Source organism: Corynebacterium sp. c24Ua_83 (genome assembly GCF_039907245.1).
Taxonomy (GTDB): Bacteria; Actinomycetota; Actinomycetes; order Mycobacteriales; family Mycobacteriaceae; genus Corynebacterium.
Genome location: NZ_JASBOI010000016.1, coordinates 21,407 through 34,242, shown reverse-complemented (window position 1 = coordinate 34,242; position 12,836 = coordinate 21,407). Strand labels below are relative to the sequence as shown.

At 64.6% G+C, this 12,836-nt stretch carries 9 protein-coding genes; 2 read left to right on the top strand and 7 right to left on the bottom strand.

Features of this window, described 5'->3' with window-relative positions:
• Positions 1–12 precede the first annotated feature (12 nt).
• From QKE30_RS09065 to gltB, 5 genes are all read right to left on the bottom strand, one after another.
• A complete protein-coding gene (locus tag QKE30_RS09065) occupies positions 13–834 on the bottom strand; it encodes a VOC family protein (RefSeq protein ID WP_239202389.1) in 822 nt (273 codons plus the stop codon).
• A gap of 94 nt (positions 835–928) precedes the next feature.
• On the bottom strand, positions 929–1,321 hold the full coding sequence (locus QKE30_RS09060) for an RNA-binding S4 domain-containing protein (protein ID WP_239202388.1): 393 nt from the start codon (positions 1,319–1,321) through the stop codon (positions 929–931).
• A gap of 20 nt (positions 1,322–1,341) precedes the next feature.
• On the bottom strand, positions 1,342–2,037 hold the full coding sequence (locus tag QKE30_RS09055) for a LysE family translocator (RefSeq protein WP_239202386.1): 696 nt from the start codon (positions 2,035–2,037) through the stop codon (positions 1,342–1,344).
• Entirely contained in the window at positions 2,034–3,572 is a 1,539-nt protein-coding gene (locus tag QKE30_RS09050; RefSeq protein ID WP_347934638.1) for a glutamate synthase subunit beta, read from the bottom strand. Before QKE30_RS09050 ends, QKE30_RS09055 begins: the two co-directional genes overlap by 4 nt.
• Entirely contained in the window at positions 3,573–8,180 is a 4,608-nt protein-coding gene (gene gltB / locus QKE30_RS09045; protein WP_239202382.1) for a glutamate synthase large subunit, read from the bottom strand.
• 353 nt (positions 8,181–8,533) lie between these two features.
• Here gltB and QKE30_RS09040 point away from each other — a divergent pair, with 353 nt between their 5' ends.
• On the top strand, positions 8,534–10,867 hold the full coding sequence (locus QKE30_RS09040) for an NADPH-dependent 2,4-dienoyl-CoA reductase (protein ID WP_239202380.1): 2,334 nt from the start codon (positions 8,534–8,536) through the stop codon (positions 10,865–10,867).
• Here QKE30_RS09040 and QKE30_RS09035 read toward each other — a convergent pair.
• Complete coding sequence (locus tag QKE30_RS09035; RefSeq protein ID WP_239202378.1) at positions 10,864–11,532, bottom strand: DNA-3-methyladenine glycosylase I; 669 nt, start codon at positions 11,530–11,532, stop codon at positions 10,864–10,866. The two genes, QKE30_RS09040 and QKE30_RS09035, sit on opposite strands and share 4 nt — an antisense overlap.
• Before the next feature lie 448 nt (positions 11,533–11,980).
• Between QKE30_RS09035 and QKE30_RS09030 the strand changes: the two genes are divergently transcribed.
• The gene (locus QKE30_RS09030; RefSeq protein ID WP_239202375.1) at positions 11,981–12,286 is read left to right on the top strand and encodes a hypothetical protein; all 306 of its coding nucleotides are present in this window, start codon (positions 11,981–11,983) and stop codon (positions 12,284–12,286) included.
• A gap of 43 nt (positions 12,287–12,329) precedes the next feature.
• Here the strand turns inward: QKE30_RS09030 and QKE30_RS09025 are convergent, their stop codons facing one another.
• A complete protein-coding gene (locus QKE30_RS09025) occupies positions 12,330–12,647 on the bottom strand; it encodes a GlsB/YeaQ/YmgE family stress response membrane protein (RefSeq protein ID WP_239202373.1) in 318 nt (105 codons plus the stop codon).
• Positions 12,648–12,836: the final 189 nt, after the last annotated feature.

Below are 12,836 nucleotides of genomic sequence, written 5' to 3'. Positions count from 1 at the left end.
CAACCCGGCGCGCTAGAACGCCTGGAAGTTCTCCGGAGCCAGCAGGTCCGGCTCGTGCACGTCCTCGTCGGGGACGAACTCCTCGATCCCGCAGAGGTTCACCAGCGCGCCCGTCGGATCCTCGATGGTGGCCATGCGGCCGAACTCGGATTCCCAGGCCGGGCGAATCACCTTTCCGCCCAGCTCCGGCGTGCTGGCAATGGCGGCGTCCACGTCCGCCACGCCCAGGTAAACGGTCCACATCCCGGGCACCTCCAGCTTGGAGGTATCCCACAGGCCAACCACTGCCGCGCCGTCGAACTCGCCGGTGGCATAGCGGAACTCATCATCCCCTGCGCCATCCCCTGTGGCCTTAATATCCCAGCCCGCCAGCTCGTGGTAAAACTCCAGCGTCGTATCCCAGTTCTGCACCACCATCAGCTCGAACCACACCGGAGTTCCGGGCTCGCCTGCGGCGATCAACGCATGCTCATCCGCGGGATTGCGCAGGCCGACCGTGGCCCCCGACGGGTCGACGATGACGGCCATGTCGCCACGGTCCCCCAGATCCTGCGGCTCCAGCACGGACTTCGCCCCCGCCTGCACGGCCTTGTCGTGCGCCTGCTGCACGTCCGGGGTGTACAGCAGCACTCCCCACACAGACCGGTTGCCCTCTGGGATCTGCGCGATGCCCGCCACCGGCATGCCCTGCTTTTTCGCCACGGTGTAGCCGTCGGAGACCTGCTCGAACTCCCAGCCCAGTAACTCGCTGTAGAATTTTTCCGCTCCGGCCGCGTCGGTGCTGGCCAGGTCCAGCCATACGGGCATTCCGGGCTGGGCGATCATTGCGGGCATGGTTCCTCCACTGCTCTTTCTTGTGTTCTTGGGGTGTATCTGTTGTTTCTTATTGACGCCACCTGGCCTCCACCGGCCAGGCATTCAGCTGACGCTAGATCGCGTTATCCTCGCGGACATCTTCCAGGCTGACGTTGCGCCACTTTTGCGGATCGAAGTCATCGTCCGCAGTAGACTCGTCGAAAAACTCGCCGAGGTCATCGTCGGATTCCGCTCCATTCGCAACACCTTCAGCGCCCGCCGCGCCGCTCGCGCCAGCCACCGTGGCTCCTGCCAGCACGTCGCCGGTGTCCGCATCCACCAGGGCCACCTCGTCACCCGGGCGCAACGCCTTGCCGCGGCGGGTATCCACCGCGCCGTTGACCTGCACAACCCCGGCGGCGATGGCCTCCTTGGCCTCCCCGCCGGTCTCCACCAGGTTCGCCAGTTTGATGAACTGCCCCAGCTTGATTTCGGAATCACGAATGCTGACCTCTGGAAACTCCATGCGCCTCAGTCTAGCGGGCTTTAGCTACCCACCAGCATCTGCACGCCCTCGAAGGCCAGGAACGCGCCGAGCACGACAAAGATCACCCCGGCCACCATTTCGATGAAGGGGTTGAGCCGCTGGATTTTCTCCGCTCCCGCGGCCACCGCCAGGGCGAATCCGCAGAACCACGCCACACCCACGACAGTCATCAAAAGCAGTACCAGCAGCCGGTCCAGCAAGGACACGTCCACCGGGATGAACTGTGCGAACACCGAACCGAAGAACAGCAACGCCTTGGGGTTAGAGAGGTTCGTCACCAGCCCCAGGCGCCAGGAGGCGAAGTCCCCCAGCGGTGCACGCGCCGCTGCCTGTGCTCCACCGTCACCCGCTGGAGCGCTGGTGGCGTCATTAAAAGAAACAGCGGGCAAGACCGCCCGGGCGCGCCAATCCGCGTACCCGGAGCGAAACGCGCCTTGGCCCATGTAGATCAGGAAACAGCCGCCGAACAGGTACAACACCGTCAGGATCCACGGGAAGGCCGCGATCAACGCGGCCAGGCCCAGCATCGTGACCACCGGCCACAACACATTGCCCGTGCTAATTCCCAGCGCGGCGAACACCGCCGAGCGGCGCGAACGGGCACCCAAACGAATGAGCTGCACGGTGTCCGGGCCTGGCATCGTAATGGCCAGCACCCAGGCACCGAGCAGCCCTAGGTAAGCGGCTAGGCTCATGCCTGCATCGCCACGTCAGTCGGGTTAATCGGGCGCGGCAGAGCGGTCTCGCCCATCAGCTCGCGGTCCAGCTCCGCGGCGGCGGAACGGCCCTCGGAGATGCCCCACACGATCAGGGACTGGCCACGACCCGCGTCGCCGGCGACGAACACTGGAATGTCCGCGAACTCAGCGTTGGTGGGCTGGGCGCGGAAGGTATCGTCGCGCTCCAGGCGGCCACGCTCGCCGATCTGCAGGCCCAGGTCCCACACCACCGGGGTCTCCTCGACGGAGACGAAGCCCATCGCCAGCAGCACCAGGTCGGCATCCATCTCGAAGTCGGACTCCGGGATGTTCTCCAGGCCGTTCTCGCCGAAGCGGCACTCGGCGCCCTTCAGGCCCGTGACCTTCTCGCCGTCGCCGGTGATCTCCACCGTGTTGATGGAGTAGCGGCGGATGCCCAGCTCGTCGCCCGGCTGGCGCTCGGCCAGGCCCAGGGCGGCGATCTCGTCGGCGGACTCGTTGCCGGTCACGCGGTACTCGCCCTCCTCGTGGGCGGACGCCACACGCCAGATGCGCGGGTAGGTCGGCCACGGGGTGGATGCACCGCGGGTCTTCGGCGGCTTCGGGGTGATGTCGAACTGGGAAACCGAGATGGCGCCCTGGCGCAGCGCGGTGCCGAAGCAGTCGGTACCGGTATCGCCACCGCCGATGATCACCACGCGCTTGCCCTTGGCGTTGATGGTGGATACCTTGCGGTCACCCTCGCAAACCTTGTTGGCCTCCGGCAGGTATTCCATCGCCTGGTAGACACCCTTCAGGTCGCGGCCCACGACGGGCAGATCGCGGCCCACGGTGGAGCCGATGGCGACGATCACGCCGTCGAACTCCTTCAGCTGCTCACCGGTCGGCGAGGTGTTGACGACGAACTTCGTGCCCTCGGCCTCCATCTGCTCCAGACGGCGGTCGATCCACTTCTTTTCCATCTTGTACTCGGGCACGCCGTAGCGCATCAGGCCACCGATGCGGTCTGCGCGCTCGAAGACGGTGACGTCGTGGCCCGCGCGGGTCAGCTGCTGCGCGGCTGCCAGGCCGGCCGGGCCGGAGCCCACGACAGCCACGCGCTGGCCGGTCTTGAAGCTCGGCTTGATCGGCTTGACCCAGCCTTCCTTCCAGGCGTGCTCAACGATGGTGTACTCGACGGTCTTGATGTTCACCGGGTCGTCGCCGATGCCCAGCACGCATGCGCCTTCGCAGGGTGCGGGGCACAGGCGGCCGGTGAACTCCGGGAAGTTGTTGGTGGCGTGCAGGCGGTCGTAGGCCTCGCGCCAGTTGCCCTTGCGCACCAGGTCGTTCCACTCGGGGATGATGTTGCCCAGCGGGCAGCCATCGTGGCAGAACGGGATGCCACAGTCCATGCAACGGCTGGCCTGGGTCTGCACCTTGTCGTCGGAGAAGTCCTCGTAGACCTCGTTCCAATCCAGCAGGCGCAGCGGGACGGGTCGGTGTGCCGCCGACTCGCGGCGGTGCTTCAGAAATCCGCGTGGATCAGCCATTTACTTCACTTCCTCCATGATTGCGGCGGCGATGCCGTCGTTGTCCAAGCCTTCGGCTTCGGCCCGTGCGATCGTCTTGAGCACGCGCGCGTAGTCGCGGGGCATGACCTTGATCAGATCCGCGGCGTTTACCTCCACGGTAGATCCGGTCAGGTCGCGGTGGGTCTGGATCGTCTGCTCGACCCAGCGCAGTTCTTCCTCGTCAGTGATCTTTTCGATGTCGACGAGCTCGGTGTTGATTCGATCGGTGACGCCACTACCGTCATCCACCAGGTAAGCAATGCCGCCGGACATGCCGGCTGCGAAGTTGTTGCCGATCTTGCCCAGGACAATAACGCGACCACCCGTCATGTACTCACAGCCGTGGTTGCCCACGCCTTCGACGACGGCGGTGAGGCCGGAGTTACGCACGCAGAAGCGCTCGCCCACGGTGCCGCGGATGAACATTTCGCCGTGTGCGCCACCGAAGCCCAGCACGTTGCCGGCGATGACGTCGCTGGTCGTGTCCTCCGCCCCGTGGTTATCGGCCGGGCGGATGACAATGCGGCCGCCAGACAGGCCCTTGCCCACGTAGTCGTTGGCATCACCGTTCAGGGTGAGCGTCATGCCGTGGGCGGCAAAGGCACCGAAGGAGTTACCTGCGGAGCCCGTGAACTGCAGGTTCACAGTGTCCTGCGGCAGGCCATCGCGGCCGGCAACGCGGGAGATCAGCGAACCGGTCATCGTGCCGACGGTGCGGTTGACGTTGGTGATCGGGTAGCTGAGGTCGATCGAGACGTCCTCGCCCGCAGCGGCGCGGCGGATCGTGTCTTGCGCATCAGAACGGATCTGGTTGTCCAGCGCCTTGTCCAGCGAGTGGTCCTGCTCCTTGGTGCGGTGCAGGTCCTGGTGCATGAAGGGGCTGTCCGGCTGGGCGAAGATGGGCGCCAGGTCCAGCTTGCCCGCGGTCTTGTGCTCGACTTCCATCTCGCCGCCGGTCAGGCACTCGGAGTGGCCCACGGCCTCTTCCAGGGTGCGGAAGCCCAGTTCGGCGAGGTATTCGCGGACCTCTTCGGCGATGAACTTGAAGAAGTTCACCACGTGCTCCGCCTGGCCCGTGTAGCGCTTGCGCAGCTCCGGGTTCTGGGTTGCCACGCCCACCGGGCAGGTATCCAGGTGGCAGACGCGCATCATGATGCAGCCGGAGACCACCAGCGGGGCGGTGGCGAAGCCGAATTCCTCAGCACCCAGGAGGGCCGCCACCATCACGTCGCGGCCGGTCTTCAGCTGGCCGTCACACTGCACGGTGATGCGGTCGCGCAGGCCGTTCATCAGCAGGGTCTGCTGGGTCTCGGCCAGGCCGAGCTCCCACGGGCCACCCGCGTGCTTCAGCGAGGTCAGCGGGGAGGCGCCGGTGCCGCCATCGTGACCGGAGATCAGCACCACATCCGCGTGTGCCTTGGACACACCGGCGGCGACCGTGCCCACGCCCTGCTCGGCGACGAGCTTGACGTGGATGCGGGCATCCGGGTTGGCGTTCTTCAGGTCGTGGATCAGCTGCGCCAGGTCCTCGATGGAGTAGATGTCGTGGTGCGGCGGCGGGGAGATCAGGCCCACGCCCGGGGTGGTCACGCGCACCTCGGCGATCCAGGGGTACACCTTGCTCGGTGGCAGCTGGCCGCCCTCGCCCGGCTTCGCACCCTGGGCCATCTTGATCTGGATGTCCGTGCAGTTGTTCAGGTAGTGGCTGGTCACGCCGAAGCGGCCGGAGGCTACCTGCTTGATGGCGGAGCGCTTCCAGTCGCCGTTCGGCTCCGGCTCGAAGCGGGCCGGATCCTCGCCGCCCTCACCGGAGTTGGACATGCCCTTCAGGCGGTTCATGGCGATCGCCAGGGTCTCGTGCGCCTCGGCGGAGATCGAGCCGTAAGACATCGCACCGGTGGCGAAGCGCTTCACGATCTCGCTGACCGGCTCGACCTCCTCGATCGGGATCGACGGGCGATTGGACTTGAACTTAAACAGGCCACGCAGCGTAGCCAGGCGCTCGGACTGCTTGTCGACCTTCTCGGTGTACTCCTTGAAGATGCGGTACTGGCCGGTGCGGGTCGCGTGCTGCAGCTTGAAGACAGTCTCGGGGTTGAACAGGTGGTATTCGCCCTCGCGGCGCCACTTGTACTCGCCGCCGATCTCGAGCTCGCGGTGTGCCTGCTCCTCGGGGCGGGGCAGGAATGCCGCGCGGTGGCGCTTGGCCACGTCGTCGGCGATCTCGTCCAGGCCGATGCCGGAGATGGGGCTGAAGGCGCCGACGAAGTACTCATCGAGCAGGCTCTGGTGTAGGCCCACCACGTCGGCCAGCTGGGAGCCGCGGTAGCTCGCCACCGTCGCGATGCCCATCTTGGACATGACCTTCTGGATGCCGGCGGTCGCGGCCTTGATGTAGTTTTCCTCGGCCTCTTCTGCGGTGACGCCCACTCGTCCGTCGTTGGCCATCTCATTAACGGTCTCGAGGGCCATGTACGGGTTGATGGCATCCGCACCGAAGTTGATGAGCATGGCCAGGTGGTGCACCTCGCGGGCTCCGCCGGACTCGATCACCAGCGATGCGCGGGTGCGCGTCTTCTCCTGCACCATGTGGTGATGCACGGCACTGGTCAGCAGCAGCGACGGGATCGGGGCGTAGCGCTCGTCGGACTCGCGGTCGGAGAGGATCAGGATGGTCGCACCGTCCTCGATTGCCTCGGTGACCTGGCGGCGGATGCGGTTGATGGCCTCGCGCAGGCCCTTGCCGCCGTGGGCGACGGAGTACAGGCCCGGGATGCGCACGGCCTTGAAGGCGCTCAAGTCCACGTCGGAGCCGGCGGCCGCGGCGTTCTCCGCCGCATTCGCCAGGTTGGCCAGCGTCTGGTTACCCAGAATCGGGCTGTCCAGGTGGATACGGTGGGCGGCGTCCGGACCGGGGTTCAGAACATCCGCCTGCGCACCCAGCTGGGTGAACATGCTGGTGACCATCTTCTCGCGGTAGCTATCCAGCGGCGGGTTGGTCACCTGCGCGAAACGCTGCGCGAAGAAGTCGTACAGCAGGCGCGGGCGGTCGGACAGGGCGGCGATCGGGGTATCCGTACCCATCGAGCCGATGCCCTCAGCGCCCTTGTCGGCCATGGGGCGCAGCAGGGTCTCGAGGTCTTCCTCGGTGTAGCCGAAGACCCGCTGGCGCAGGACGATGCGCTCGTGGTTCATGGCGATCGGCTCGGCGGTCGGCAGGTCGGACTCGCGGACCAGGTTCTCCTCTACCCACTGCTCGTAGGGCTGGTCGGCCAGCGCCTGCTTGATTTCCTCGTCCTCGATTACGCAGCCGCGGGAGGTGTCGACCAGAAACATCTTGCCCGGCTCCACGCGGGTGCGCTTAACGATTTCGCTGTCCGGGATGTCCAGCACGCCGGCCTCGGAAGCCATGACGACGAGGCCGTCCTTGGTGATCCAGATGCGGCCGGGGCGCAGGCCGTTGCGGTCCAGGGTCGCGCCGATGAGGGTGCCGTCGGTGAAGGTGATGGCGGCCGGGCCGTCCCAGGCCTCCATGAAGCTGGAGTGGTACTCGTAGAACGCACGGACCTGCGGGTCGATGTGCGGGTTGCGTTCCCACGCCTGCGGAACCATCATCAGCACGGCGTGCGGCAGGCTGCGACCGGCCAGGTGCAGCAGCTCCAGAGCCTCGTCGAAGCGGCCGGTATCCGAACCCTCCGGGTCACAGATCGGGAGCACGCGGCCCAGGTCGCCCAGCACCTCGGAGCGCAGCTGGGATTCGCGAGCGCGCATCCAGTTCTCGTTGCCGCGGACGGTGTTGATCTCACCGTTGTGTGCAACCAAGCGGTAGGGGTGAGCCAAAGGCCAGGACGGGAAGGTGTTCGTGGAGAAGCGCGAGTGCACAATGGCCAGCGCGGACTCCATGCGCTCGTCCTGCAGATCCAGGTAGAACTCCCGCAGCTGCGGGGTGGTCAGCATGCCCTTGTAGACGACCGTGCGGGAGGACAGGGAGGGGAAGTACACGGTGTCTCCACCGGAGCCCTCGCCTGCACCCTTGGTGCCGAGTTCACGCTCTGCACGCTTGCGGACGAAGAAGGCGCGACGGTCGAGCTCGAGACCCTCGAGGGGGGAGCCGTTGGCGTCAACACCAGAGATAAAGAGCTGGTGGAACAGCGGCTCGGCGTCGCGCGCGATGGCGCCCAGGCTCGAGTCGTCGACGGGGACGTCGCGCCAGCCGATGAGGTTAAGGCCCTCTTCCTTCACGATGGCCTCGACGGCACGCACCGCGTCGAGCGCGGCCATGCGGGAGTTCGGCAGGAAGGCGATGCCGGTGGCGTACTGGCCGGCCGGCGGCAGGGTGATGTCCTGCTTGGCCATCTCCTCCCGGTAGAAGCGGTCGGGGACCTGGATAAGGATGCCGGCGCCATCGCCGGTGTTCTTTTCCGCTCCAGCTGCGCCACGGTGATCCAGGTTCACCAGGGCCTGGATGCCCTTGTCCACAATGTCGCGTGTCGCGCGGCCGTGCATGTCAGCCACGAAGGCGACACCACACGCATCATGCTCAAACTGGGGGTCGTAAAGACCCTGGCGTGCAGGGTAGTTTTTCATGATTTACGGCCTAACTTTCGTCACAAGTACTGCATTTGCATATGCGAATAAAGTTGCAATCGGACCGCCGGTCTGGTGGTGACGTGAGTCTCCGCCAAGAAACAGCTGTAGTTCCGGTCACACCATTTCGTCTTGGGTTATCTAGAGTGCACCCGTCGGTACGAGCAGACAAAATTAGGCTTGCCTTACTCTTTCTAGCCTCACCTTAATGTGTGATCGAAGTCACGCTGAACTGCAACGATCGTCATACATTACTCACATTTTGATACATACTTTAACGCGCAGCAGTGTGAATGCTCTCGGTTTCTTCAAAAGCCCCACAAGTTTTTGCGCAGTTAGAGATAATTGCGCCCATGACCAACCAGCCTTCCAACAACTCCTCCGACGCTTCCGTCCGCACCCTCCTGCCGCTGACTACGGCACCGGGCGCCACCGCTCTCACCGCCACCCCGGTGGAAGATCCCGCCACCGCCTACAAGACCCTCCTCTCCCCTATCCAGGTAGGAAAGACCACCTTCCGCAACCGCGTGATCATGGGCTCCATGCACACCGGCCTGGAGGATTCCATCGAGGACGTGCCGAAGCTCGCCGCCTTCTACGCCGCCCGCGCCGAAGGTGGCGTGGCCGCGATGGTCACCGGCGGCTACCCGCCGGTCCTAGAAGGCAACCTGACCCCCTACGGCACTCCGTTTAACACCCCGGAGATCGCCGAGGCTCACCGCGAAATCACCGACGCAGTACACGCCGGCGGTGCGAAGATCCTGCTGCAGCTGCTGCACGCCGGCCGCTATGGCTACCACCCGATGGCGGAGTCCGCCTCCGCCTCGCAGTCGCCAATCAGCCCCTTCCCCGCCCGCGAGATCGCCACCGAGGACGTTGAAAAGCTTGTTGACGCCTACGCCACCTCCGCCGCACTCGCCGCTGACGCAGGCTACGACGGCGTGCAGGTGATGGGCTCCGAGGGTTACCTGATTAACCAGTTCCTCGCGGAGCGCACGAACCAGCGCACTGACAAGTGGGGCGGCTCGGTGGAAAACCGCCAGCGCTTCCCCGTAGAGATCGTTAAGGCCATCCGCGCAAAGGTGCCGGAAGACTTCGTCATCGACTACCGCATCTCCGTGCTGGAGCTGGTCGAGGGTGGCCAGAGCCAGGAGGAGATCCTGCAGCTGGCCAAGAAGATCGAGGAGGCCGGCGCGGACCTGCTGAGCTCCGGCGTGGGCTGGCACGAGGCACAGATCCCGACCATCGTGACCTCCGTCCCCCGTGGCGCCTTCGCCTGGGCGACCCAGAAGGTGCGCGAGCACGTGAACATCCCCGTGGTGGCTTCTAACCGCATCAACACCCCGGAGGTTGCCGAGGCCATCCTCGACGGAAGCTGGGACGGTGGCAACGGCGAGCCCGCCGGCACCCCGCAGGCCGACCTGGTCTCCATGGCTCGCCCGCTGCTGGCCGACCCGGAGTTCGTCAACCGTGCCGCACGCGGCCTGAACACCGAGATCAACCACTGCATCGCCTGCAACCAGGCCTGCCTGGACCACACCTTCGAGAACAAGCGGGCGACCTGCCTGGTTAACCCGCGCGCCGCCTACGAGACCGAGCTGGAGCTGCTGCCCGCACAGGGCACCAAGAAGGTCGGCGTGATCGGCGGTGGCGTGGCCGGGCTCTTCGCTGCTGAGGCGCTGGCGCTGCGCGGCCACGATGTCACCGTCTTCGAAGCGGCTGACACCCTGGGTGGCCAGTTCAACCTGGCGATGCGCGTGCCGGGCAAGGAAGAGTTCGTACAGGCGCTGTACGCGGTGGTCAACCGCCTGGAGGGCTTGAAGGTGAACATCTCCACCGGCAAGGCCGTTACCCCGGAGGAGCTTAAGGCCGACGGCTTCGAGGAAGTTGTTGTGGCCACGGGCGTGCGCCCGCGCATCCCGGAGTTCCCGGGCGTGAACGAGGGCCTGGAGGGCAAGATCGACGGCGTGACCGTCGCCACCTACGCCGAGCTAATCTCCGGAAAGAAGGCGCCGGGCGAGTACGTCGCCGTCATCGGCGCTGGAGGCATCGGCTACGACGTGGCGGAGTTCTTGCTGGCGGATCGCCAGGGCGCCCCGCAGTCCCTGACCTCCTGGAACAGCCAGTGGGGCGTGGTCGAAGACTCGGATGTGCACGGCAACCTCTCCTCCCCGCAGCCGGAGCGCCCGCAGCGCCGCGTGGTGATGCTGCAGCGTAAGCCGACCCGCATGGGCCGCACGCTGGGCAAGACGACCGGCTGGGTACACCGCGCGGCGGTGGCCATGGGCGGCACGGAGCAGATCGTGGGCGTGACCTACGAGAAGATCGATTCCGACGGCCTGCACATCACCGTCCCGGTGGAGGATCCGCAGGTCACGCTGAAGAAGATCAAGCAGATCAAGTCCGGCACCTTCGAGGGCCGCACGCTGGATCGCGCCGAAAAGCAGGAGCTGCTGGAGCAGATCGAGCGTGAGACCAAGGAGAACCGCGAAGAGCGCGTGATCAACGTGGACACGGTCGTGCTGTGCACGGGCCAGGAATCCGTGCGCCCGGAAGGCGCCGAGAAGAGCGACGCCGAGCAGGACGGCACCTCTGACGTCCACATCATCGGCGGTGCGGATGTCGCCGCGGAACTGGACGCCAAGCGCGCGATCCGCCAGGCCGTGGAGCTGGCCGCGCGACTCTAGGCCCCCTCGGCTGGCTCCACCACCCGGTCGTCGACCATGCCGATGGCCTGCATCAGCGCGTAGCAGGTGGTGGGGCCGACGAACTGAAATCCCCGGCGCTTTAGCTCCTTCGCCAGCGCCTTGGACTCCGGCGAAGTCGAGGGCACCCCATCCAGCGATGTCGGACGGGAGTGCTCCGCCGGGGTGAACGACCACACGAGTACCGGCAGACCCGGCGCCAGCCGGTTGGCCGCCCCGCCCAGAACGTCGCGGGCGGGCGAATCCTCCGGCAACTCCTGATATTCCTCCGCTCGCCGCAGCTCCAGCGTCGCCTTGGCGTTTTCGTAGAGCGCTTCGTGCTTGCGGGCATTACGAATCAAGCGTTCGTCCTGCAGAGCAGCGCGCCTTTGGGGCTCGCTCATTTCGGTGATGCGCTGGGCGTCAAAAAGAAAGAACACAGAGCGAAAATCCCTCCGCTTGCGCAGGATGGTGGCCCACGACAAGCCGGATTGGAAGCCTTCGAGGGCGATGCGCTCCAGCAGGCCGTGTTCGGTGATGACAGGGCGACCCCACTCGTTGTCGTAGTAGTCCAGCTCAATCTCGCTGCGATAGGCCCACGGCGGACGGGCGACTCCCGATTCATCGACGAGCTGCCCGGTGCTGGTGGTGAGAAGTTGGCCTTCCATCGGACTCCTTTCAACTACGGCCAGGCACATGCGACAAACATGTGACATGGACTTGGTGTGCGGGATTTGGTGTGCGCTCGCGAGCGCTGGTAGACATTCAACAGCGTAACGAAAAGGTTGGACGGGTTGGCGTGTAAACGGGCCGCCAACCCATCCAGATAACAGGGTTATCCACAGACAACCCTGCCTGTGAATAGCCCTATTTGGGGGTGGGAACAGGTGGAGGTCATCTGGCATCACACCCCTGGAATTGGGATAACCCCACAACGAAGGGACCGACGATACTAGGCTTAAAGAAACCCAACAGTTTCGACTGTTCGTTCCTCTTGCTCTTTAAGTTTTTGTAAGGCTACACGCAGCCCTGCAGAAGCCATGCAGGGTTTCGTCGCCCCTGCGCATGCAGCTGAAACAGAAAGCCCCACTAAGATCTACGAACCGGAGAAGACCGATGCAGAGCCAGCAACGCGATACGGGCACGTTCCGGGCGGTATCCGTCCAACGTGGCGGCTTCGTCGATGAGACGGGCACACCGGCCGTAGACCCACAGAAAAAAGGCCCCCAACCGATGGTTGAGGTGCCTCTGAAGGAAGAGTCCAAAAGTGGCCCCTTCCGGTCTTATTTCTTTATCGGCGCACTGATCTTTATCATCTGCGCGCTGGTTATCCTGCTTCTCGTAATGTGGCTTGGCCTAGGCCTAGAAAACGAAAGCGCACGTTTGGGCGAAAGTGCGCTTGCTATGTTGCTGGTCGACTAAACCCCAGCTCCAGCCTGTAGCGGCAGTTGCCGATTACGGTTGCTTACTTCTTGCGCTTTCCGGTGACCAGACCGACGATGAAGATCAGGATGCAGGCGCCCAACAGGCAGGTCAGGAAGCTCCAGATCCAGCCGCCGCTGCCGACTCCCAGCAGGCCGAGGACCCAGCCGCCCAAGAAGCCGCCGATAATGCCGACGATGATGTTGAGGAAGAAGCCCATCTGCTCGTCGGTACCCATGATCTTGGAACCGATCCAACCAGCCAGGCCACCGATGACAACCCAGCCGATCATGCCCAATGGCGGAACTGCAGAGCCCTCAGCGAGTAGGAAAGTATTTGCCGCAAAAATTTCAGTAATCATGCTACTCAGCATACAGACCATGATCAGGAACTTCTACAGCGCGAACTCCAATGCAAACTCCAGCCAGCCAGATTTCCTCAATCAAATTGGCAGAGTATTCACATATATGTATGTATTCACATATATGTATAGTCACATTCGTGAATCGATCTCTTAGCTCCTTCTTGCCTTCCTTTCAGCGCATTGTCG